Below are 23,866 nucleotides of genomic sequence, written 5' to 3'. Positions count from 1 at the left end.
GTTGTCTTGTTCGTGTCGGGTCAGCCGGCGAGCGATTCGCGCAGCAAGGCGGCGACGGCCTGCGGTTGTTCCACATAGCCGGCGTGACCCGCATCGTCCACCAATTCGAGGGGCACGCCGCAGCGGCGCGCGACTTCTTCGCAGGCGGCGGGCGGCGTGACGACGTCGAGCGCGCCGCAGGCCACGCGCACGGGCATCGGCGGCGGCAGGTCGGCCAGCAGGTCGGCGTTGCACAGCAGCTCGACGGCCTGGCGGTAGCCGTGGTCGTTCAGGCGCGCCATGTTCCAGCGCACCCACTGGCGGGCGTGTTCGCTGGCACCGTCGGACACGAGCCGGCCCGCGCGCTTGGCGGCCATGCCGGCAATGCCAAGGTCGTCGAGCGTGGCCAGGCGTTCGGCGCGCACCTTGGCGCGGGCGTCGATGCGCGCGGCGGCGCCGTAGCCGATGGCGGGGCTCACGAGCACGAGGCGGCGGATGCGCTCACTGGCGCTCGACTCGCTGCGGGCGGCCGACGCGGCGACGATGGCGCCCAGCGAATGGCCGACGAGCACGCAGGAGCGGATCGACAGCGCATCGAGCATTTCTTCAAGCCGTGCGGCGTAGTCGGCGGCGGTCGGCGCGGCCGAGGCCAGCGGCGTCGAGCGGCCGTAGCCCGGTGCGTCCCAGGCGATGAGGCAGGCCTGCGGCGCCAGCAGCGCCGCGGTGTCGAGCCACGAGGCCGCGCCCGAGCCGATGCCGTGCAGGCACACGATCACCGGGCCCTGCCCGCATTCGCGCACCGACACCACCGCGCCGCCGCCGACCGCGACGTCGCGGGCCGGAAAGCGCGCGTCGAGCCGCGCCAGCTCGGAAGCCGGCAGGGTCTGCGCGGAGATGTCGACGGTGCTCATGGCCTGTTCGCTCGCTGGCTCGCTCGCTCAGCGCTTGATCTTGGCCAGCGGGTGGTCGGCGGGGTACGTCGGCGTGACGGGCTTCTTGGCGCCGAGCATCACGCACATCAGCGCGTCTTCGTCGCCGATGTTGATCTCTTCGCGGTACACGCCGGGCGGCACCGAGATCAGGTCGCGGTCGGTCATGATGGTTTCGAAGCGCTCGCCGTCTTTCTCGATCACGACCTTGAGCTTGCCGCGGATCAGGAAGAACACCTCTTCCACGTCGGTGTGGATGTGCGGCGGGCCTTCGTGGCCGGCCGGGATCACCATGGTCGAGAAGGTGAAGTGCTCCGAGGGCACGGTGTTGGTGTCGGCCGCGACACCGGTGCCGCCGGTGCCCACGTAGCGCATCTGCGCGCGGCGGAACTTGGGGTCGAAGTCGGCCTGGAACTTCAGCGCATCCCAGTCGTACTTGCGGGTTTCGTAGCGGGCGATGCGGGTGTTCATCCACTCGGCCAGGCTGCTGCCTTCGGGCTGCGCCAGGGTGTTGGCGTTGTTGATCTTCTGCTGTTCGGACAAATCGCTCATGGGTGTACTCCTTGGTCGGGAAATTCGGTCGGTGGTGACGGGTTCAGTGCATCGCGAAGCCGCCGTTGACGGCGAGCAGTTGGCCGGTGACGAAGCGCGCCAGGCCGGACAGCAGGAACACGGTCGCGCCGCAGACGTCGGCCGCCTGCTGCTCGCGCGGGATGGCGCGGCCTTCGAGGTACTTCTGGTGGCGCGCCATCGGCACGTACTCGGTGGCCTCGACCAGCGTGAGGCCGGGCGCCACGGCGTTCACCGTGATGTTGTCGCCGCCCCATTCGCGCGCCAGCGAGCGCGTCATGGAAATGACCGCGCCCTTGCTCGAGGCATAGGCCAGCAGGTTGGGCGCGCCCCACAGCGCCGTGTCCGACGCCAGGTTGACGATGGCGCCACGGCCGCTGGCCGCCAGCGCGGGGCGGCAGGCGCGGCCCATGAGCCAGCTGCCGCGCACGTTGACGTTCATCACGCGGTCCCACATGTCGATCTCGAGCTGGTGCGCGTCGCGACCGCCCGAGTTGGTGATGGCGGCGTTGTTGACGAGGCCGTCCAGGCCGCCCAGCAGGCGCACCGCCTCGGCGGCGCCCGCCTCGATGGAGGTCGGGTCCGACAGGTCGATCGCCAGCGCGTGCGCCGTGCGGCCGGCATCACGCAGCGCCTTGGCTTCGGTCTCGGCCAGCTCGCCGAGGATGTCGGCCAGCACCACGCTCGCACCCGCCGCGGCCACGCACTGCGCGAACGCCAGGCCCAGGCCGCGCGCACCGCCGGTCACGAGCACGCGGCGGCCGGCCAGCAGGTTGGCGGGCATCTCGGCCAGCAGCGACTGCAGGCTGGAGGGATCGGCGATGGCTTTGAGGTCGGTCATGGCGGGCGTCTCCGTGAGGTTCAGTCGGCCTGGATGCCGAGTTCCTTGATGACCTTGCCGAAGCGCGCGAAGTCGGCGGCGTTGGTCTTGGCCAGCACGTCGGCGTCGCCGCCCACGGGCGTGGTGCCCAGCACGGCCATGCGCGCGACGATCTCGGGCATCTTCAGGATCTCGTTGAAGTGGCCGTTGAGCGTCTTCACGATCTCGGGCGGCAGGTTGCGCGGGCCCCACAGGCCGTTCCAGGCGGTGAGCTCGACGTCCTTGTAGCCCAGCTCGGCGAAGGTCGGCACCTTGGGCGCGAGCGGCGAGCGCTCGCGCGAGGCCACGGCCAGCGGGACCATCTTGCCGTTGGGCATGTAGGGCGCCACCGGGCCCAGCGTGATGAAGGTCACCGGCACATGGCCGCCGAGCACGTCGTTGACGGCGGGTGCCACGCCCTTGTACGGCACGTGCGCCAGGCTGGTGCCCGAGGCGCGGGCGAACATCTCGCCCAGGATGTGCATCGGCGAACCGCTGCCCGGGCTGGCGTAGCTCAGCGACTTGCCGCCCTTGGCCGCGGCCACCGCGTCCTTCAGGCCGGTGTAGCCCTTGGCGCCGCTGGCCACGAGGAAGAGCGGCAGATTGCCGGTCTGCACGATCGGCGTGAAGCCGTTGAGCACGTCGTAGCCCGAGGCGCTGCCGGTCTTGAGCACCAGCTGCGCGATCGAGAAGGTGCTGGGCGCAAGCAGCAGCGTGTAGCCGTCGGGCGCGGCCTTGGACACGAAGGCGCTGCCGATGATGCCGCTGGCGCCGGGGCGGTTGTCGACCACCACGGGCTGGCCGACGCGGGCCGAGAGCTTCTCGGCATACAGGCGCGCCAAGGCGTCGGTGTCGCCACCCGCCGGATAGGCAACGACCAGCGTGATCGGCTTGCTGGGGTAGGTGTCTGCCCAGGCGAGTCCGGAAGCGCAAGCGGCGGCCAGGGAGACGGCAGCGGCGATGGCGAGGCGGCGAGTGTGTGTCATCGAGGGTCCGTGGAATCGGTGGTTTGTTTCACTAAAGAAACAACGATTTATTAATGGAACACCGCGAGAATACCGACGAAGACAACTTCATGACTAGGTAAAAACCCTAGTTGAGGTGACGCCGGCGCGCGCGGCCCACGAAAAAGGGCGGCCGTTTCGGGCCGCCCTTCGAGGGGAAAAGCGTGGAGCGGCTACCCGCCGTAGCGCGCCACGGTCAGGCCTTCCATGTCGATTTCGGGCGCCCTGCCCGCGACCAGGTCGGCCATCACGCGGCCGGTGCCGGCCGCCATGGTCCAGCCGAGCGTGCCGTGGCCGGTGCTCAGCAGCAGGTTGGGCACGCGGGTGGCGCCGATCACCGGCGTGCCGTCGGGGGTCATGGGGCGCAGGCCGGTCCAGAAGGACGCATCGCGCACCGGGCCGCCGCGCGGGAACAGGTCGGTCACGACGTGCTCGAGCGTGTCGCGCCGCCGCGCATCGAGCGCCAGGTCGAAGCCCGAGAGCTGCGCCGTGCCGCCCACGCGGATGCGATCGCCCAGGCGCGTGACGGCGACCTTGAAGGTCTCGTCCATCACGGTCGATTCGGGCGCGCCGCTCGCGTCGGTGATGGGCACCGTGATCGAGAAGCCCTTGACCGGGTAGACCGGCAGGTCGATGCCCAAGGGCCTCACCAGCGCGGGCGAGTAGCTGCCGAGCGCGACCACGTAGCGGTCGGCGGCGAACACGCCCTGGTCGGTGCGCACCGCGGTCACGCCCTTCCCCGCTTCGTGTTCGAGGGCCTGGATGTTCACGCCGAATCTGAATTGCACGCCCTCGGCCTCAGCGAGCTTGGCCAGCGCCTGCGTGAACTTGAAGCAGTCGCCGGTCTCGTCGCCCGGCAGGCGCAGGCCGCCGACGAACTTGTCTTTCACGGCGCCGAGCGCGGGCTCATGCAGCACGCAGCCGTCGCGGTCGAGCACCTGGTAGGGCACGCCGGACGCCTTCAGCACCTCGACGTCCTTCGCGGTGCCGTCGAGTTGTGTCTGCGTGCGAAAGAGCTGCAGCGTGCCCTGCATGCGCTCGTCGTAGCGGATGCCCGTGTCGGCGCGCAGCGCCTTCAGGCAGTCTCGGCTGTATTCGGCCAGCCGCACCATGCGGCCCTTGTTGAGTTCGTAGCGCGCCTGCGTGCAGTTGCGCAGCATCGACAGGCCCCAGCGCCACATCGCCGGATCGAGCATCGGCTTGATGACCAGCGGGCTGTGCTGCATGAGCATCCACTTGATCGCCTTGACCGGCACCCCAGGCCCGGCCCAGGGCGCCGAGTAGCCGGGCGAGACTTCGCCCGCATTGCCGAAGCTGGTTTCGAGCGCGGGCGCCGGCTGGCGCTCCAGCACCGTCACCGCGTGCCCGGCGCGCGCCAGGTAGTACGCCACCGAGGTGCCGATGACACCGCTGCCGAGAATCAGGACCTGCATGACAACCCCTCCCTCTTGAAAGCCGCCATGGCCTGAGGGTACAGGCTTGGCGCTCAGAGACCCAGCGAGTCCTGCAGTTCGCGTGCCGTCCAGCGCTTCGGCTGTTGCGGCCAGGCCTCGAGCAGCGCGACCATGCGCGCGTTGCGCGGTGCGCTCAGGCCGTGCTCCTGCGCGAGCCGCACCACCTCGCCACTCAGTGCGTCGATCTCGGTGCGACGGCCCAACGCGAGGTCGTCGGCCATGCTGGAGCGCGCCTTGGCGTCGATGCGCAGCATGCGTGCCGCGACGATGCGAAACAGCCAGTCGGGCAAGCGCAGCAGGCCTGGCAGGCGCCGCGCCGGCACGGCCGCGACCTGCGCGGGCACGATGCCGCCCGTGCGCAGCACGCCCAGCGTTTCATCGATGAGCGCCGCGAAGCAGCGGCGGTAGCCGCGCTGCATGAGCTCGTCGCGCAGCGGCAGGCCCGACAGCGCATTGACCGGGTTGTTGAGGTTGAGCAGCAGCTTGCCCCACTGCACCGGCAGCAGATCGGCATGCAGGTCGAGCGGCACGCCGGCGCGCTCGAACACGGGCAGCCAGTCGCGCAGCGCGGGGTCGTCTTCCGCGGCCAGCCGGCCTGGCGTGCCGCGGTGGAAGGCACCGTCGTCGATCTCGGCCACGTTGTACGGCACCATGCCCGCACGGATGTTGAGCGAGGGGCCGGCCTGCCCCGCGGCGGCGCAGTTCGAGATGCCGTTCTGCAGCGAAACCACCGTGGTGCCGGCCGGCAGCGCAAAGGCCAGTTCGCGCGCCGCCTCGGCCGTGGCGCCGCTCTTCACGCACAGCAGCACCAGCGCGGGCCGCGCGCCCACCGGCACCTGCTCGCACAAGCGCAACATGGGCGCCGCCAGCTTGTGTTTGGCGCCGTCGAGGTCGGTGAGCGTGAGGCCGTGGCGCGCGAGCTTGTCGAGCACGCGCGGACGGCCGACGAAGGTGACGGGCACGCCCGCCGCCGCGAGGCTGCCGCCGATGAAGCAACCGATGGTGCCCGCCCCCATCACGAGCACTTCACCGGGGATCGCGTCGGACATGAAGTGCTGTGTGGGTAGTGAGCGGAAAGGACCTCAGGTCCGTTGGGCGACCCAGGCCTGCACCGATTGCAGCGCGGCCGGCAGGCCCGCGGCGTCGGTGCCGCCGGCCATGGCCATGTCGGGCTTGCCGCCGCCCTTGCCACCGACCTGCTGGGCCACGAAGTTGACCAGCTCGCCGGCCTTGACCTTGGCGATGCTGTCGGCCGTGACGCCGGCCGCGATCTGCACCTTGTCGCCGTCGACGGCGGCCAGCACGATGGCGGCGGTCTTCAGCTTGTCCTTGAGCTTGTCCATGGTGTCGCGCAGCGTCTTGGCGTCGGCGCCGTCGAGCTTGGCCGCGAGCACCTTGATGCCGTTGACGTCCACCGCCTGCGCGATGAGCTCGTCGCCCTTGGACGACGCGAGCTTGCCCTTGAGCGCACCCACTTCGCGTTCGAGCGTCTTGACCTGCTCGAGCACCTGCGAGAGGCGGCCCTGCAGCTCGGCGGCCGGCGACTTGAGCGTGGCGGCCACGCTGTGCACGGTCGATTCGAGGTCCTGCAGGTACGACAGCGCGTTGGCGCCGGTGACGGCTTCGATGCGGCGCACGCCGGCGGCCACGCCGCCTTCGCTGACGATCTTGAACAGGCCGATGTCGCCCGTGCGGCCCACGTGGGTGCCGCCGCACAGTTCGCGGCTGGTGCCGATGTCGAGCACGCGCACGGTCTCGCCGTACTTCTCGCCGAACAGCATCATGGCGCCGGTCTTCTGGGCCGACTCGAGGTCCATCACGCGGGCCTGCGTGGGCGCGTTGTCCAGGATCTCGGCGTTGACGCGCTTCTCGATCTCGAGAATCTGCTCGCGCGTGACGGGGGCGTTGTGCGCGAAGTCGAAGCGCGTCTTGTCGGCGTCGACCAGCGAGCCCTTCTGCTGCACGTGGTCGCCCAGCACTTCGCGCAAAGCCTTGTGCATCAGGTGGGTGACCGAGTGGTTGCGCATGGTGGCGGCGCGGCGCGCGATGTCGACGGCGGCCTTGACCGTGTCGCCCACCTTCAGCGTGCCCTGGGTCTGCGTGCCGTGGTGGCCGAACACGTCGGCCTTGATCTTCTGTGTGTCGTCGACACCGAACTGCACGCCTTCGGCCACGAGCACGCCCTGGTCGCCGACCTGGCCGCCGCTCTCCGAATAGAAGGGCGTGGTGTCGAGCACCACGATGCCGCTCTGGCCTTCCTTCAGCGCGTCGACGGCCACGCCGTCGAGGTACAGCGCGACGACCTTGGCGTTTTCTTCGAGGTGGTCGTAGCCGGTGAAGGTGTTGCCCGCGCCGGCGTACTCGACGTTGCGGTCCATCTTGAACTTGCCGGCGGCACGGCCCGCGGCCTTCTGCTTTTCCATGGCGGCGTGAAAGCCCGCTTCGTCGACGCTCAGACCGCGCTCGCGGCACACGTCGGCCGACAGGTCGAGCGGGAAGCCGTAGGTGTCGTGCAGCTTGAAGGCGACGTCGCCCGGCAGCACCTTGGCATCGCCGGCCAGCGCCGCGTCGAGGATTTCCATGCCGTTGGCCAGCGTTTCGAAGAAGCGTTCTTCTTCGGCCTTCAGCGTGTCGATGATGCGTTTCTCATCGGCCACGAGCTTGGGGTACGCGTCGCCCATGAGCTTCACGAGGTCGGGCACCAGCTTGTGGAAGAAGGGCTTCTTCTGGCCCAGCTTGTAGCCGTGGCGGATGGCGCGGCGCACGATGCGCCGCTGCACGTAGCCGCGGCCTTCGTTCGAGGGAATGACGCCGTCGGCCACCAGGAAGGAGGTGGCGCGGATGTGGTCGGCGATCACGCGCAGCGAGTTGTTCGACAGGTCTTGCGTGCCGGTCTCGCGGCCTGCGGCCTTGATGAGCGCGTCGAAGATGTCGATTTCGTAGTTGCTGTGCACGTGCTGCAGGATCGCGGCCAGGCGCTCCAGGCCCATGCCGGTGTCGACGCAGGGCGCGGGCAGCTTCTTGACCGAGCCGTCGGGCTGCATGTCGAACTGCATGAACACGTTGTTCCAGATCTCGATGTAGCGGTCGCCGTCTTCATCGGGCGAGCCGGGCGGGCCGCCGGGGATCTCGGGGCCGTGGTCGTAGAAGATTTCGGAGCACGGGCCGCACGGGCCCGTGTCGGCCATCATCCAGAAGTTGTCGGACATGTAGCGTCCGCCCTTGTTGTCGCCGATGCGCACGACGCGCTCGGGCGGCAGGCCGATTTCCTTGGTCCAGATGTCGTAGGCCTCGTCGTCCTCGATGTAGACGGTGGCCCAGAGCTTCTCGGCCGGCAGCTTGTAGACCTGGGTCAGCAACTCGAAGGCCCACTTCAGCGAGTCGCGCTTGAAGTAGTCGCCGAAGCTCCAGTTGCCCAGCATCTCGAAGAAGGTGTGGTGGCGCGCGGTGTAGCCCACGTTCTCGAGGTCGTTGTGCTTGCCGCCGGCACGCAGGCAGGCCTGCACCGAGGCGGCGCGCACGTAGGGGCGCTTGTCTTCGCCGAGGAACACGTCCTTGAACTGGACCATGCCCGAGTTCGTGAACATGAGCGTCGGGTCGTTGCCCGGCACCAGCGAGCTCGAAGGCACCACCGTGTGGCCCTTGGAGGCGAAGAAATCGAGAAAGGTCTTGCGGATGTCCGCGACCGTGAATGTGGGCTGGCTCATCTTTGGATTTCGTCTGCTGTCGGGGGCGGCCTGGCGATGGCGACCCTGCGTCGAAACCACTGCGTTGAACCGGCCTAACTGCTTGATTTGCTTGAACAATCGATTATAGGTTTGCGCATGGTGCCCGGGCCCGCCGCGGGCCTTGCGCACGCGCGATCCGGGAGCCGGGGCTAATATGGACGGCTGAAGCGGTGCGCGCCCTCCCCGGCTGCAGCCTGTTTCTTCCCTGTTTTCATCGGCAACCATGAATCAAGGAGCACGCATGGCGGGTCAGGCGTCGGAACACTGGAAGATCGAAGACCTCGATTTCTCCCGCATCGCACGCGAGCAGGTGCGCACGGACGAGAACCTCTTCTACCTGGTGGCGTCGGCCTCCTTCATCGAGAGCGGCTCCGACCTGTACACGCAGAACCTGGTCGATTTCTTCCGGGGCGACGACGAGGTCACCGAGTGGCTGTCGAACCACTGGGAGCAGGAAGAGCTGCAGCACGGCCGCGCCCTGCGCGCCTACGTGGACCACGTCTGGCCCGAATTTCCCTGGGAAAGCGCCTATCGCGGCTTCCTCGACGAGTACGCCACCTACTGCAAGGTCGAGCTGCTGGCCCCGACCCGCGCCCTGGAAATGACCGCCCGCTGCGTGGTCGAGACCGGCACCGCCACCTACTACCGGGCCATGGCCCGCAGCACCACCGAGCCGGTGCTGCGCGACCTGGCCACCCGCATCGCGACCGATGAGGTCAACCACTACAAGCACTTCTACCGGTTCTTTCGGCGTTACCGCGCGCAGGAGCGGCTGAACCGTTTCCGCGTGATGGGCACCATCGGCCGGCGCACGCTGGAGCTGAAAAGCGAGGACGCCGACTGCGCCGTCCGCCACGTGCTGCAGGCTCGCGCTCCGCACCGCGCCGGCGACGCGGCCTACGTGCAGCAGCTGAGCGCGCACATGAACCGCACCATCCGCACCCACCTGAGCCCCGCCGCCACGCTGAAGATGCTGATGCGCCCGCTGGAGCTGCCGGCCCGGGTACAGACGGTGATCCAGTACCCGATCCGGCAGTTCATGGAGCATGTCTTCCTGCGCTGACGGGCCCCAAACACCAGAAAGCGCCAGATAACGCCAGTAAGCGCACAAAAAAAACCCAGCACGATGCTGGGCTGAATCTCTGGATTGCTGTCACGCACAGAGAACCCGCACTTGAAGCGAGTCCGCAAAATTTAGGGCCCAGGCCGCCCCCGGCTTGTCGGACAACACCGACAGTTCTGCACGATCGTGCGGACCGCGGGTATCCCCCGAAGCTCGAAAAAGTGCCAAATTCTTCACACTTTTTAACTTGTCCTACGGTTACGACATTTTTCAGCTGACATGCTGGGCGCGCGTCCTCGCCGAGGATGCACTTGCTGTCACGCAACAGGGCCGCAAAAGAAGAGCTCTCTGTTTGCCTTAGAGCGCGCCCCTTCGGGGGCCCCTCGAGATACCCGCTCCGGCGGGTATTTTTTTGCCCGCCACCGGGCCGGCCGTCGCCTTACCACATCGCCATGACGGGTTTTCCCAATCCGGTGGGGACAATGTTGTGGAAAACCGTGTGTGCAGCGCGCGAAACCCTTGCCTGGCGGGGCCTGCAACGCGGTGCCTGCGAAAGAGGCAGCGAAGGTAAAAAACCCGGAAAAATATTCTTCCCGCCCGTTTTCGCCCGTCGAGACCCGCCCGCCGCCGCCCCGAACGGCGCTGAAAGAATTCATCAGACTCCCATCCCGAAGCCCCCGCTAGCATCGAACGACCCGGGCGGCCAGCCTGCGCCGCGCCGGGGACCAAGGGAGCAAAACATCGTGAAGTGGATCGTGGCTGGCTTTGTGGCGCTGGTTTTCTCAGTGCTGTCGTTCAACGCATTCATCGCCAACGACCTGAGCCGCCAGACCCGCGGCAACCGGCTCATCGCCATGCTGACCGACCTGTACGGCTGGCTGATGGGCACCCTGGGCGCCGTGCCGACGGGCGTGCTGTTCGCGGCGTGCGCCGTGGGCATCGTGGTGCTGGCGGTCCGGGACGGCAAGAAGGCGTCCTGAGCCATGCCGGTGACCACGCGCGTGGCCCTGCTCGACCCGCAAGGCACCACCGGACCCCAGCTGCTGCACAGCCTGTCCCGCCTGGGCTACGACACCCTGCGGTTCTCGAGTGCGGGCGACTTCTTTGCGTTGCTGGACAGCGGCCAGCCGATCGACCTACTGCTGCTGGTGGTCGAGAACGAGCTGGCTTCGCGCAGCCTCTTCGCCGCCTGCCGGGCGCTGAACATCCCGACGCTGCTCATCGTGCGCGACAGGCGCTGGGAGCAGCTCATGCCCTGGCGCGACGCGCCGGGCTGGGACGACTTCATCGAGCTGCACGGCGCCGGCATCGACGACGCCATCAACGAACTGGCCTGGCGCATGCGCACCCTGCTGCTGCGCGCCCGACAGGCCGCGCAGACCGCCAGCCTCGGCGCGGCGAGTTGGGGCCCCTACCGCTTTCTCGACATGGCCCACACGGTGCTGCTGCACGAGCGGCGCATCCGCCTGCAGCCGCGCCAGTACGCCTTTGCCGTCACGCTGTTCCGCAACGCCGGGCAGGTGATCACGCGCGAGTGGCTGTGGCAATCGATCTGGGACAAGACCACGCCCTATGAAGGCACGCGCGTGCTCGACGTGTGCGCGGCCAACATCCGCAAGCGCCTGGACCTGTGCGCCGAGAACGGCTACGAGCTGCGCGCGGTCTACAAGCAGGGCTACCGGCTGGTGTCGGTGTTGCCCGGGCGCGAACCCGTCAAGGAGAGGGAGTTCACGCGAAGAGGCCGGCCACGCCATGCCGCCCTTGCCGTGAATTGCTGACAGGCCCGGCCCCGCAGCGGGCCGGGCCCCGGGCGCGCGTCAGGCGTCCGCCCCCACGCGAATCAGCCGCGCCGGCTTCAGCCGGCCATCCAGCGACGCCAGCCAGGCGCCCAGGTCTTCGTTCGACACGGGCGTCAGCAGCAGCTCGAAGGAACGCTGCGCGCGCACCGCGACGGGCACCGACTCCACGCTCTCCAGCTCCGAGCGGTGCGTGAGGTACAGCAGCGGCAGCATCCAGTCGGCCGCCTGGTGCATCGCGGGCACGCGCGCGACCGTCTTCTGCGCATCGGCGTGCAGCCCCACGATCACCCCGTCGAAGCGCTGGCCCACCTCCAGCACCTGGATCAGGTCGGCGATGCGCACGAAGGGAATGAAGTCGGCCCCCAGCGCCGTCAGCGAGTTGCCGGTGCAGGCGCGCTGCAAGGCGTCGGAATCGACCAGCGCGATCCGGTAGCCCGAGGGAGCAGGCGCGTTCATCGTCACTGCTCCCCTGCGATGTCGAGCTCGACGCGCCGGTTGGGCTGCAGGCACTGCAGCAGCGCCGGCGTGCTGCGGCTGCCTTCGCAGTCGGACACCACCGGCTGGCGCTTGCCCATGCCCGCGGTGCGGATCAGCTTGCGGTCCAGGCCCTGCTGCACCAGCAGGTCGCGCACGGTGTTGGCGCGCTCCAGCGACAGCGCCTCGTTGTAGGCGTCGCCGCCCAGCCGGTCGGTGTGGCCCGTCACCACGATGTAGTGCAGCGAGCGGAAGTTGTTGCGCAGCTCGACGGCCAGGTGCTCCAGCCGCGCGCGCCCGGCGGGCTGAAGGTCGGTGAGCGAGGCACCGTCGAAGCGGAACAGGCCGTCTGCATTGAGCGTGACCTTCTGCGGCGGCGCCAGCTTGGTGCTGGCCGGGATCGGCGTGGCCGCCGGCGGCTGCGCGAGCAAGGCGCAGTCGGGGTTCTTCCACCAGCCGCCGGTCATCAGCTCGCTGCCGTTGAAACGCACCATGTACTGGCAGGTGGTGTAGTCGCTGCCCTTGCCCGTGTAGAAGTGGAAGATGTAGTTCCACTCGCGCACGCCCCACAGGCCTTCGCTGAAGTGCGGCCAGCCCAGCAGCTCGCGCAGCTGGTCCTTGCCCATGCCGGGGCGCACGCGCTGGAACTTCTCGGTGCCCGGAAAGGCGCCCTGCTTCCACTTGGCGCTGTCCAGCGCCGGAAACTCCTCGGGCCTGGGCGCTGCGGGCTTCTCGGCCGCTGCGCGCGCCTGCGCGTCCTTGTCGATGGCGGCGCCGGGCGAGGCGCAGCCCTGCAGGGCCGCAAGCAAGGCCGCAAGCAAGGCCGCCAGTGCGACCGCGGACAGGGTTCGGTTCATCTGCTTCATTCTTTTTCTCTCCCGCTTCAATTGAAGACCCACTCGGCACCGACCGTGGCCGCGGCCCCGGCGCGGCTCATGCCCACGCCGCCGGTCACGCTCCAGCCGTTGTTCTCGGCCGTGCGGCGGAAGCTGATGCCCACCGCACTCTCGCCCTTGAACGTGCCGTAACCCACGCGCATCACCGTCTTGCCCGGCACCGAGGTGCCCGGCATCTGCACCGCCATGGCGGCGGCCACGCCGGCATAGGCGTTCTTGGCGGTGTTGCGCAGCTCGTTGCCCAGCGCGTTGGTGCGCGCGTCGGTGTAGGCCATGCCGGCGGCGCCGGCCTGGTTCAGCTGCTGCACGTTGACCGCGTCGGTGGGCGCCACGCCCGGCGCCACGTTCTGCACCGTGACCGGGCCGGTGGAGGCCCCGTTGCCCATGGTCACGCTGTTGTAGTTGACGCTGCCGTCCACGTTCGTGTCGTAGCGCACCGCGCTTTGCTGCACGGCCTGCAACTGGCGCACGTTCACCGCGTCGGTGGCCTGCGTGCCGCCGGCCACGTTGGTGATCTGGCGTTCGTTGCCGGCCGAACCGACCGACACCGCACCCTGCGCCGACTGCACCACGGTGTTCGAGAACATCTCGCGCTGCCCGTTCATGCCCGCGCGGTTGGCCACCGCGCCGTCGCCCAGCGCCACGCTGTTGGCCGTGCTGGCCGTGCTGTTGGCACCCAGCGCGATGCTGCCGGCCGCCTTGGCCTGCGCGTTGTTGCCGGTGGCGATGGCGTTGTTGCCCAGCGCGACCGCGTTCGGCCCGATGGCCACGCTCTCGGCGCCGGCGGCGTTCGAGTCGGCCGCCTTCGAGTTGGCGTGGAAGTACTTGATGCCGCCACCGCCGGTGGTCATGTTGTTGATCGCCTGGTTCGTCGCGTACAGCTGGCTGCCGTTCACCGCGTCGGTGCTGGTGGCGCTGATCTCGCCGGCCGCGACGTTGGTGATCTGGCGCTCGTTGCCCTCCGAGCCGACGCTGACCACGCCCACCGGCTTGGTGCCGGCGAACTGGTAGGTCGTGCCCTGGAGCGTGACCTCCTTGGTGGGCTTGGCCTCCGCCGTGGTCGAGTCGTTGCCCAGCGCGACGCTGTTCTTCGTCGTGACCACGGCGCCCGTGCCGATCGCCACGCCCCGGTCGGCCTTGACGGCCGCGCCCGAGCCCACCGCCGTGCTGTCGGTGCCCGTGGACGTGGGCGCCACGTAGGTCGTCGGCGAACCGGTGATCCACTTGCTGCCCGCCGCCGCGGCCTGGCTGGCCACCGCCTGCAGCTGCGCCACGTTCACGGCGTCGCTCGGCGCACTGCCGGCGGCCACGCCGGTGATCTGGCGGAACACGCCGTTGGCGGCGTCGCCCACGCCCACCGCCCCCGTCGTGCTGGTGGTGGCCGCGATGGCATCCGCTTGTGCCGCGGTCGCCTCCGGCGGCACATAGCCCTTCACGCCCGCTGCGCGGTCTGCCACCGAGCCTGCGCCCAGTGCCGCGCCACCGGCCGCGGTGGCCGTGCTGCCTGCGCCCACGGCCACGCTGACGTCGCCGGCGGCGGCGCTCAGCGCGCCCATCGCGACGCTCGCCACGCCCGAGGCGTTCGATGCCATGCCCGCGGCCACGCTGCCATTGCCGCCGGCCCGTGCCCAGGCGCCGAAGGCGGCGCTGTCGATGCCGTCGGCAGTCGAGAAGTAGCCCACCGCCGTGCTGCGGTCGCCCATCGCCCAGGCGGCATTGCCGATCGACGTGGCGCTGACGCCCGCGGCCTGCGCCGCCGTGCCCATCGCCACCGCGTTGACGGCCGTTGCCTGTGCATCCTTGCCCGCAGCGATCGCGTCGGCGCCCGTGGCACCGTCGTTGTTCTCATTGCCGCCGCCGGTCGAGTTCACGCTGTAGTACTTGGTCTTGCTCTCGGCGACCGTGTCCTTGAGCTGGCTGACATTCACCGCGTCGGTGCCGGCCACGCCCGGTGCCACGTTGGTAATCACCTTGCCGCCCGCGTCGACGCCCGCCGTGGTCACGCTCGGACCGCCGACGATGGTCAGGCCGGTGGCGCCGAGGGTGACGTTCGGGCCCACGGTCACGCCGGCGTTGTTCATCACCGTGTCGCCGGTGGTCACGCTGTCGAACTTCACGTCCTTGGCCGTGGCCACGGTCAGCGTGTTGCCGTTGCGGGTGACGACCATGTTGTCTCCGTTGGCGAAGTTGGCCGTGCCGCCCGGTGCGATGTTCTGCGGCGTCGCCTCGCCGTTCGCACTCAGGTTCCAGCCCTTGCTGGCCGTGGCGTCGACCAGCTTGAGCTGCTCTTCGGTCGCTGCGCGGCCCACGGTTGCGAAGCTCGGGTCGGTCAGCGTCTTGTTGCTCAGGCCCTGGATGTCATTGCTGACGCCGCTGAGCTTGACGGTGCCGCTGGTGACGCCGCCGGCTGCGACTGCGGTGGTCGTCGTGCCGTTGTTGACCGTCAGGCCTGTAGTGTTCAGCACGCTCTGGCCGACCGTCACGCTGTTGTTGACCTTCACGTCGTCGGCCAGCTTGAAGTCGAGGTTCGTGCCGGTGCGCGTGATCGCGATGTTGCTGTCCGAGTTGCTGAAGTCGACCTTGCCGCCCGGCGCGACGTTGCCGCCGGTGGCTTCGCCATTGGCTGCGACATTCCAGCCTGCGCTGGCGGTGTCGTTGACCTGCTTCAGTTGCTCTTCCGTCGCAGCACGGCCCACAGTCGCGAAGCTCGGGTCGGTCAGCGTCTTGTTGCTCAGGCCCTGGACGTCATTGCTGACGCCGCTGAGCTTGACGGTGCCGCTGGTGACGCCACCCGCCGCGACGGCCGTGGTGGTCGTGCCGTCGTTCACGGTCAGGCCCGTGGTGTTGAGCACGCTCTGGCCCACGGTCACGCTGTTGTTGACTTTCACGTCGTTGGCCAGCTTGAAGTCGAGGTTCGTGCCGGTGCGCGTGATGGCGATGTTGCTGTCCGAGTTGCTGAAATCGACCTTGCCACCCGGTGCGACGTTGCCTCCCGTGGCTTCGCCGTTGGCCGCGACATTCCAGCCTGCGCTGGCGGTGTCGTTGACGATCTTGAGCTGCTCTTCCGTAGCCCCACGGCCCACCGTCGCGAAGCTCGGATCGGTCAACGTCTTGTTGCTCAAGCCCTGGATGTCGTTCGTCACGCCGCTCAGGTTGACCGTTCCGCTGGTCACGCCGCCGGCCGCAACCGCCGTGGTGGTCGTGCCGTTGTTGACCGTCAGGCCGGTGGTGTTGAGCACGCTCTGACCCACAGTCACGCTGTTGTTGACCTTCACATCGTCAGCCAGCTTGAAGTCGAGATCCGTGCCGGTGCGCGTGATCGCGATGTTGCTGTCCGAGTTGCTGAAGTCGGCCTTGCCGCCTGGAGCGACATTGCCGCCCGTGGCTTCGCCGTTGGCCGCGACATTCCAGCCTGCGCCGGCGGTGTCGTTGACCTTCTTCAGTTGCTCTTCAGTGGCCGCACGCCCCACGGTCGCAAAGCTCGGGTCGGTCAACGTCGTGTTGCTGAGACCCTGAATGTCGTTGGTGACACCGCTGAGGTTCACGCTGCCGCTGGTCACGCCGCCTGCGGCCACTGCGGTGGTCGTGGTGCCGTTGTTCACCGTCAGGCCCGTGGTGTTCAGCACGCTCTGGCCCACCGTCACGCTGTTGTTGACCTTCACGTCGTCCGCCAGCTTGAAATCGAGATTCGTGCCGTTGCGCGTGATCGCGATGTTGCTGTCGGAGTTGCTGAAGTCGACCTTGCCGCCAGGAGCCACATTGCCGCCCATGGCCTCACCGTTCGCTGCCACGTTCCAGCCTGCGCTGGCCGTGTCGTTGACGATCTTGAGCTGCTCTTCAGTCGCTGCGCGGCCTACCGTCGCGAAGCTCGGATCGGTCAACGTCTTGTTGCTCAGGCCCTGGATGTCGTTCGTCACGCCACTCAGGCTGACCGTCCCGCTGGTCACACCGCCAGCAGCCATCGTCGTGGTGGTCGTGCCGTTGGTCACGGTGGTGCCCGTCGCCGACGTCGTCGTGACGTTGCCCGCGCCGTCGTTCACGGTCAGGCCCGTCGTGTTGAGCACGCTCTGGCCCACCGTGACGCTGTTGTTGACCTTGACGTCGTCAGCCAGTTTGAAGTCGAGGTTCGTACCGCTTCGCGTGATCGCGATGTTGCTGTCGGAGTTGCTGAAGTCGACCTTGCCGCCCGGCGCGACGTTGCCTCCCGTGGCTTCGCCGTTCGCCGCCACGTTCCAGCCTGCGCTGGCCGTGTCGTTGACGATCTTGAGCTGTTCTTCCGTTGCCCCACGGCCCACGGTCGCAAAGCTCGGGTCGGTCAGCGTCTTGTTGCTCAGGCCCTGAATGTCGTTCGTCACGCCGCTCAGGTTGACCGTCCCGCTGGTCACGCCGCCGGCTGCAACGGCGGTGGTCGTCGTGCCGTTGTTCACAGTCAGACCGGTGGTGTTCAGCACGCTCTGGCCCACGGTCACGCTGTTGTTGACCTTCACGTCGTCAGCGAGCTTGAAGTCAAGGTTCGTACCGCTGCGGGTGATCGTGACATTGCTGTCGGAGTTACTGAAGTCCACCTTGCCGCCAGGCGCCACATTGCCACCCGTGGCCTCGCCGTTCGCTGCCACGTTCCAACCTGCGCTGGCCGTGTCATTGACGATCTTGAGCTGCTCTTCAGTGGCCGCACGGCCCACCGTCGCAAAGCTCGGATCAGTCAGCGTCTTGTTGCTCAGACCCTGGATGTCGTTCGTCACGCCGCTCAGCTTGACCGCCCCGCTGGTCACGCCACCGGCCGCAACGGCCGTGGTGGTCGTTCCATCGTTCACCGTCAGGCCCGTGGTGTTCAGCACGCTCTGGCCCACCGTCACACTGTTGTTGACCTTCACATCGTCAGCGAGCTTGAAGTCGAGATCCGTGCCGGTGCGCGTGATCGCGATGTTGCTGTCCGAGTTGCTGAAGTCGACCTTGGCGCCCGGTGCGACGTTGCCCCCCGTGGCTTCGCCGTTGGCCGCCACGTTCCAACCCGCGTTGGCGGTCGCATCGACGGCCTTGAGCTGGCTCACGTTCACCGCATCCGTATCGACCGCGCCGGCCGCCACGTTGGTGATGCGCCGCTCGGCACCCACGCCGCCTACCGACACTTCGCCCACCGGCACCGCTCCGGCGACCGACGTTGCGCCCGGCGGCACGTAGGCCGCGTTCGCGCTCAACGTCACGAGGTCCGAGGCCGTGGCGCTGTTGGCACCGAGTGCCACCGCGTTCGCGTAGGTGGCGCTGGCATCGGTGCCGATGCTGACGCCGCTGTCGCCCGTGGCCTTGGCACGGGTGCCGATGGCGACGGTGTTGCTGGCGCTGACGCTCTCGCCCGCGTTCAAGCCGATCGCGACGTTGGCGCTGCCCTGGACCCCGCCGCCGGCAAGACCGCCCAGCGCCACGTTGAAGGCGCCGTTGGTGCCCTGCCCCGCGGAACTTCCGATGCCCACGTTGGAGAAACCGGTCGTGACCGCCCCGCCATTCACGCCGATGCCAATGTTGGAGTCACCGGTGACGCGGGCGCCCGCGCTCAACCCGAGCGCGGTGTTGTTCCCGCCCGTCACCGACACACCGGCGCTGTTGCCGACGGCCGTGTTGTCCGCTCCCGCAACCTGCCGGCCCGCGGCGTACCCGACGAAGGTGTTGTGCGAGTTGCCAGCCGCCGTGCTGCCCGAACCGGCCAAGTTGCCGACCGCCACGGTGCCCACGCCCGCGGCCACCGCATCCACGCCTGCTGCGATCGCATTGATGCCGGTCGCGCCCTTGTTGTCGTAGTTGCCGCCCTGCGTGCCGTTGTCGTTCACGCTGTAGTAGTGCGTCTGCGCGCCCTTGAGCTGGCTCACGTTCACCGCATCGGTATCGTCCGAGCCCGCCGCCACGTTGGTGATGCGCCGCTCCTTGCCCGCGCTGCCCACCGACACCTCGCCCACCGGCGCGGTGCCGGCCACGGTCGTCGCGCCTGCCGGCACATAGGCGTCTTTGAGCGCCAGCGCGGCTGCGTCCTGCGTCGCCTTCGAATCCGCGCCCAGCGCCACGCTGTTGACGGCGGCAGCCTGCGCGCCATGGCCGACGGCAACGCCGTCGTCCTTGCTGGCCACGGCGCTGTTGCCGATGCTCACCGTGTTGTTGGCAGTGATGCCGGCAAACGTCGCGGTGTCGACGATGCCTGCGAGGCTGCCGATGGCGATGTTGCTGCTGCCTGTCGTTCCAGCGCCGGCCAGGGCACCGATGCCGATGTTTGCATCGCCGACGACGGAGGCACCCGACAAGTCACCCATGGCGATGTTGTCGTTGCCGTTCACGGCCTGGCCCGCGCTGCCGCCGATCGCGGTGTTGTAGGTGCCCTTGGTCCCGATGCCGCTGTAGACACCCATCGCGAGGTTGTAGTCGCCCTGGACGCCCTGGCCCGCCGCAATGCCGAACGCCGCATTCGAGCTGCCAGCCACGTCCTTGCCCGCAGCGGAACCCACAGCGGTGTTGCTGGACCCCACGACACCGCCACCCGCTTCGGTGCCGATGCCCACGTTGTTCTGGCCGGCCAGGCCGGCGCTGGCGCCCACGCCGGCCTGGTAGCCGATGGACACGCTGCGCTCGCCGTTGGCCTGCGCGCCCACGCCCGCCGCCAGTGCGTTGATGCCGGTGGCGCCGTCGTTGGCGTAGTTGCCGCCCTGCACGCCGTTGTCGTTCACGCTGTAGTAATGCGTCTGCCCCGCCTTGAGCTGCGCGACGTTCACCGCATCGGTGGCTTGCGTACCCGCTGCCACGTTCGTGATCTGACGCGTCTGCCCGTTACCGCCCACGCTCACCGCGCCCAGCGTGCTCTTCCACGTGGCCGAGGTGTCCGTCGAGGCCAGTCCCGTGGCCGGGTCGAAGCCCGCCACGCCCTTGTCCGTGCTCGCCACCGATTTGCTGCCCAGCGCCACGCCATCAGCCACCGTCACGCTGGTCGAATCGCCCAGTGCCGTGGCATTGGCCACGTTGACATTGACGTTGTTGCCCAGCACGAAGGTGTTGTTCGCCGCAGCGCCCAGCGTGTTGTTGTTGCCCACGCTGTAGCTGTTGGCGCCGTCGATCACGGTCGGGTCGCCGATGGCGCCGCTGTTGTTGCCGTTGACGACGTTGCCGGTGCCGATGCTGATCGACTGCGTGCCGTTGGCCTGGGCACCCTTGCCCATGGCAATGGAGGCTTCGCCCTTCGCAAAGGCGCTATCGCCCACCGCCACGCTGGACACACCGAAAGCCTTGCTCGCCGTGCCGATGGCCACGGCGGCCTTTTCGCCGGCGACCGCCGACGAGCCCAGCGCCACGGCGTCGTCGCCGGTGGCGCGCGACAGGTGGCCGATGGCCGTCGTGCGGCTGGCGTCGATGCCGGCCACGCCGTTGCGCTGGAACGCCTGGGTGACCGAGGTCTGCAGCTCGGCGGCGGTGACCAGCACGTTGCCGCTGCTGGCCTCGATGACGTTGCCGCTGGCGTCCAGGGTGTAGGTGCCGTCTGCCAGGCCGGCCTCGGTCACGCCGCGCTTGGCCAGAAAGCCCATGTACTCGGTCTGCGCCGCCAGGTTCGCCGCCTGCACGGCGGCCTGGGAGATCGGGGCGTTCGGGTCCTGCGCGGCCAGCGCCAGGTTGGCACTGGCCAGGGTGCCGAGCGCGATGTTGTTGCTGCCCTTGGACTGCAAGCCCGCCATCGTGCCCTGGTTGATGTTCTGGTCGCCCGTCACGAACTGGCCGGCGCGCTGGCCCACCGCGACGTTGCGGTTGCCGGCCGACAGCCCGCCCGCGCCGTAGCCCATGCCGGCGTTTTCGTCGCCCTGCACCGCAAAACCCGCCTGGTTGCCGACGTAGGAATTGCGCGCGCCATTGCCGCTCGCACCCGAGCCGCTGCCGACGAAGGTGTTGAGCGAATTGCTGAAATCGTTGGGGTCGACCTTGGCGGGGCGGCCCATGCCCGCGAAAGTGCCGATCGCGACGGTGTCGTAGCCGGCTTCGGCGCGCGAACCCAGCGCGGTGCCGCGTCCCTCGGCCTTGGCCGAGCCGCCCAAGGCGACGGAGTTGCCTTCGGTGGCGGAGGCATAGGTGCCGACCGCCACGGAACTCCAGTTCTCGGTCGGTCCGGTCAGGCGGTCGCCGCCGCTTGCAATGGCGGCGCGGCCGATGGCGATGTCGCCGAGCTTGTGCGCCTCGGCGCCGTTGCCCATGGCCACGGTGTCGTTCGCGAGCGCCTTGGCATCGGGGCCGATCGCCACGCTGTTGACGCCGATGGCGCCCGAGTTGGCCTGGGTCGAATTGCCGACAGCCGTCGAATTCACATGCAGGTACGGTGTCTCGTCGACATTCACCCAACGACCGTTCTTCCAGGTCATCAGCCCGACGCCGAGGCCGTTGGCCGAGGTGCCTGCCGTGGTGTTGAAGACGACCATGCCTTCCACCGGCGTGGGCGCGGCGAGGCCCCAGGTCGATGCGTCGGCCAATGCCACGCGCGGCATCAGCACGCCCTTGTTCGGTACGCCCGGGCCCGGCTCCGCGCCGATCGTCAGCCAGGCACTGGGGTCCGGGTTCGGCGTCCCGATCCCGACCTGCGCGAGCGCCGGCCCGCCCAACAGGAGCATGCCCAGACCCAGCGCCGCGAGTTGGCGCTGCGCGCTGCGGCTCTTCTTGCCTCGAGCCGAAGCAATTTCCGACGCGGCAACCCAAGCGCCCAGCGCCTCATTCCAGATGGATCGATAAGACTTGTTCATTTCCCCTGTTCCTCGGATGCAAGCCGGCCTTACTCCGCAGGATCGCGACATGGCGAGCGGAGATGACCGGAGATGTGGAGTGATCGGAGCGCCGGGTGGCGCTACAGGGGGCGGATGATGTCGACGGCCTTCGAGGGCCGAAGGGCCGGCGTGAGGTTTGGTCAGATTTGCAGCCAGCTTTAGGCTGCATTTGTGAATTTCTTTACTACTTCATAACCATCGCCAACAATGTTGCTAACGTTCACGCTACGGAATTCGTCAGATTTCGGGTGTGGATTCACTGTCAAAATTGCCGCCGCCACCCCTGGAGTCCATGCGCATCGCCATCCTTGAAGACGACCCGAACCAGCTCTCGCATCTCGTGCGGACACTCGAGCAGCTGTTAACAATTGGCGAGACGAATGTGACCTGCATCACGTTTTCGAACGGGTCGACCTTGCAACAGGCACTGCGGCGCGAAAGCTTCGATCTGCTGGTGCTCGACTGGAACGTGCCCGGCCTGGCCGGCGTCGAATTGCTGCAGTGGCTGCGCAAGTGGCAGACCGACAAAGTGCCGGTGCTCATGCTGAGTTCGCGTGCTTCCGAGCACGACGTGGTGCAGGCACTGAACCTCGGCGCCGACGACTACATCGTCAAACCCTTCCGACCGCTCGAACTGCGCGCCCGCGTGCAGCGCCTGATGGCCCGGCGCGTGCCACTCGCGCCGTCCGACGGCGAGCGCTTCGGCCGCTGGGAGTTCGAACGGGTGTCGCAAAGCGTCCTGATCCACCCGGCCCCGGGCGACGACGCCGCGCCGCAGCGGCACGCCCTCACCGACCGCGAATTCAAGCTCGCGCTGACGCTGTTCCAGCACATGGGCGACACGGTGTCGCGCGCGCATCTGCTCGAAAGCGCTGGCTACAGCAACGAAGAACTGCCTTCGCGCACGCTGGACAGCCACATCTACCGGCTGCGCAGCAAGCTCGGCCTCGAAGCCGAAAGCGGACTGAGCCTGCGCACGGTGTATGGCCGCGGCTATCGGCTCGAGGCCACGCAACACGCACCGCAGGCGGATTCCTGATGGCGACGACGCACGAAAACCCGTTCCGCCCGCACCGCCTCCTGGCCTGCGCCGCGCTGCTCGTCGCCACGGCGGCGGGCGCGCAGTCGCCGCACGTGGTGAAGCCCGGCGAAACCTTGTGGGGCATCTCGGGCCAGCAGCTGGACACGCCGCTGCGCTGGCCCGAAGTACAGCAGCGCAACCAGGTGGGCGAGCCCCGCCTGCTGCAACCGGGCACGGTGCTGTACTTTGCCGACGGCCGGCTCGTGCCCGAGGGCGCGGCGGTGGTCACTGCGGTCGAAGGCCGGGCCTCGCGCAAGCGCGCGGGTGTGCCTGAACAGGTCCTCACGCCCGGCCTGCCGATCCAGGCCGGCGACACGCTCATCACCGGCACCGATGCCTTCGTGACCCTCGGGGTGGCGGGCGGCAGCCGCGTCGTGCTGCCCTCGCGCAGCGCGCTGGAGGTGCTGGCCATCGACGCCAACACGGTGCGGCTGCGGCTGATCGAAGGCCGCGTCGAATCGCAGGTGCACAAGCAGCAGCCGAACCAGCAGTTCGAGATCCGCGCGCGGTCGATGGGCCTGGGCGTGCGCGGCACGCACTTTCGCGTGCGCGACGAAGACGGCGTGCTGACCGGCGAAGTGATTTCGGGTGAAGTGGTGGTGCAACGCACCGCACAGTCCGAACCGCCGCTCGTGCTGCGCGAAGGCCGCGGCGCGGTGCTGCTGGAAAGCGGCCCGTCGCAAGCGCAGGGCCTGCTGCCGGCGCCCCAGCTGGCGCCCGAAACGACGGCGCGCAACGACCGCACGTTCCGCTTCACGCCCGTTGCGGGCGCGCAAACCTATCGCCTGCAATTGGCGCGCGACGAGCGCTTCCTGCTGCCGGTGTACGAACAACGCGGCCCGGGACCTTCCTTCACGGTGCCGGCGGAACTGCCATCGGGCCTGTACCAGCTGCGCCTCACGGCCTTCGATGCCGCCCGGCTCGAAGGGCTGCCGGGCGACGGCACGGTCTACCTGCCCACGGTCGAAGGCGGCGCGGGCGGCCAGAGCACGTCGACCGCACTGCCCGACGGGCGCGTGGAGGTCCGCTGGCCGGGCATCGCGGGCCAGCGCTACACCTTCGAACTCGCGCGCAGCCCCGACTTCGCCGTGTTGCTGGTCAACGAGCCTGCGGTCTATGCCACCGGCATGACGGTCGGCCCCTTCGCGCTCGGCGGGCGCTACCACTGGCGCGCGCGCCAGGCCACCCCCGACGGTGCTGCGTCCACAGCGACCGGTTTCGGCGGAAGCTTCGACATTCCGGCGCGCTGAAGC

General features: G+C 68.6%; 15 protein-coding genes. 5 read left to right on the top strand and 10 right to left on the bottom strand.

The features are described from left to right. Nucleotides 1-20 precede the first annotated feature (20 nt). The 7 genes from AC07XP_RS03835 to alaS form a co-directional block, all read right to left on the bottom strand. Nucleotides 21-890 (bottom strand): alpha/beta fold hydrolase, encoded by an 870-nt coding sequence (locus tag AC07XP_RS03835; protein ID WP_492726237.1) that lies wholly within the window; start codon nt 888-890, stop codon nt 21-23. A gap of 27 nt (nt 891-917) precedes the next feature. Then, nucleotides 918-1,460 carry a cupin domain-containing protein gene (locus tag AC07XP_RS03830; protein WP_492695774.1) on the bottom strand — a complete coding sequence of 181 codons (543 nt, stop codon included), beginning with the start codon at nt 1,458-1,460 and terminating at the stop codon, nt 918-920. A gap of 43 nt (nt 1,461-1,503) precedes the next feature. Further along, nucleotides 1,504-2,319, bottom strand: a complete 816-nt coding sequence (locus AC07XP_RS03825) for an SDR family oxidoreductase (protein ID WP_495263856.1) — start codon at nt 2,317-2,319, stop codon at nt 1,504-1,506. 20 nt (nt 2,320-2,339) lie between these two features. After that, nucleotides 2,340-3,323 (bottom strand): Bug family tripartite tricarboxylate transporter substrate binding protein, encoded by a 984-nt coding sequence (locus AC07XP_RS03820; protein WP_495263855.1) that lies wholly within the window; start codon nt 3,321-3,323, stop codon nt 2,340-2,342. A gap of 191 nt (nt 3,324-3,514) precedes the next feature. Continuing rightward, complete coding sequence (locus AC07XP_RS03815) at nt 3,515-4,774, bottom strand: D-amino acid dehydrogenase (RefSeq protein ID WP_495263854.1); 1,260 nt, start codon at nt 4,772-4,774, stop codon at nt 3,515-3,517. Nucleotides 4,775-4,827: 53 nt separating this feature from the next. Beyond that, on the bottom strand, nt 4,828-5,844 hold the full coding sequence (locus AC07XP_RS03810) for a 2-dehydropantoate 2-reductase (RefSeq protein WP_495263853.1): 1,017 nt from the start codon (nt 5,842-5,844) through the stop codon (nt 4,828-4,830). A 33-nt stretch (nt 5,845-5,877) separates the two neighbouring features. Further along, nucleotides 5,878-8,502 carry an alanine--tRNA ligase gene (gene alaS / locus AC07XP_RS03805; protein WP_495263852.1) on the bottom strand — a complete coding sequence of 875 codons (2,625 nt, stop codon included), beginning with the start codon at nt 8,500-8,502 and terminating at the stop codon, nt 5,878-5,880. A gap of 262 nt (nt 8,503-8,764) precedes the next feature. Here alaS and AC07XP_RS03800 point away from each other — a divergent pair, with 262 nt between their 5' ends. From AC07XP_RS03800 to AC07XP_RS03790, 3 genes are all read left to right on the top strand, one after another. Further along, on the top strand, nt 8,765-9,586 hold the full coding sequence (locus tag AC07XP_RS03800) for a ferritin-like domain-containing protein (RefSeq protein ID WP_095947537.1): 822 nt from the start codon (nt 8,765-8,767) through the stop codon (nt 9,584-9,586). A 743-nt stretch (nt 9,587-10,329) separates the two neighbouring features. Then, nucleotides 10,330-10,566 (top strand): hypothetical protein, encoded by a 237-nt coding sequence (locus tag AC07XP_RS03795; protein ID WP_095744972.1) that lies wholly within the window; start codon nt 10,330-10,332, stop codon nt 10,564-10,566. Between the two features lie 3 nt (nt 10,567-10,569). Beyond that, nucleotides 10,570-11,364 (top strand): winged helix-turn-helix domain-containing protein, encoded by a 795-nt coding sequence (locus AC07XP_RS03790; RefSeq protein WP_495263851.1) that lies wholly within the window; start codon nt 10,570-10,572, stop codon nt 11,362-11,364. Between the two features lie 39 nt (nt 11,365-11,403). Here the strand turns inward: AC07XP_RS03790 and AC07XP_RS03785 are convergent, their stop codons facing one another. From AC07XP_RS03785 to AC07XP_RS03775, 3 genes are read right to left on the bottom strand one after another with little or no spacing between them, the layout of a single operon-like run. Continuing rightward, on the bottom strand, nt 11,404-11,841 hold the full coding sequence (locus AC07XP_RS03785) for a hypothetical protein (RefSeq protein WP_095947536.1): 438 nt from the start codon (nt 11,839-11,841) through the stop codon (nt 11,404-11,406). A 2-nt stretch (nt 11,842-11,843) separates the two neighbouring features. After that, nucleotides 11,844-12,716 (bottom strand): OmpA family protein, encoded by an 873-nt coding sequence (locus AC07XP_RS03780; RefSeq protein ID WP_495263850.1) that lies wholly within the window; start codon nt 12,714-12,716, stop codon nt 11,844-11,846. A 26-nt stretch (nt 12,717-12,742) separates the two neighbouring features. Further along, the gene (locus tag AC07XP_RS03775; protein WP_495263849.1) at nt 12,743-21,511 is read right to left on the bottom strand and encodes an ESPR-type extended signal peptide-containing protein; all 8,769 of its coding nucleotides are present in this window, start codon (nt 21,509-21,511) and stop codon (nt 12,743-12,745) included. A gap of 313 nt (nt 21,512-21,824) precedes the next feature. Between AC07XP_RS03775 and AC07XP_RS03770 the strand changes: the two genes are divergently transcribed. Continuing rightward, nucleotides 21,825-22,571 (top strand): response regulator transcription factor, encoded by a 747-nt coding sequence (locus tag AC07XP_RS03770; protein WP_062474555.1) that lies wholly within the window; start codon nt 21,825-21,827, stop codon nt 22,569-22,571. Beyond that, entirely contained in the window at nt 22,571-23,863 is a 1,293-nt protein-coding gene (locus tag AC07XP_RS03765; protein WP_495263848.1) for a FecR family protein, read from the top strand. Before AC07XP_RS03770 ends, AC07XP_RS03765 begins: the two co-directional genes overlap by 1 nt. Nucleotides 23,864-23,866 lie beyond the last annotated feature (3 nt).

The organism is Variovorax sp. GW531-E2 (assembly GCF_059423125.1).
Note: the sequence above shows the minus strand (reverse complement) of the source record. Positions and strands in the feature narration are given on the sequence as shown.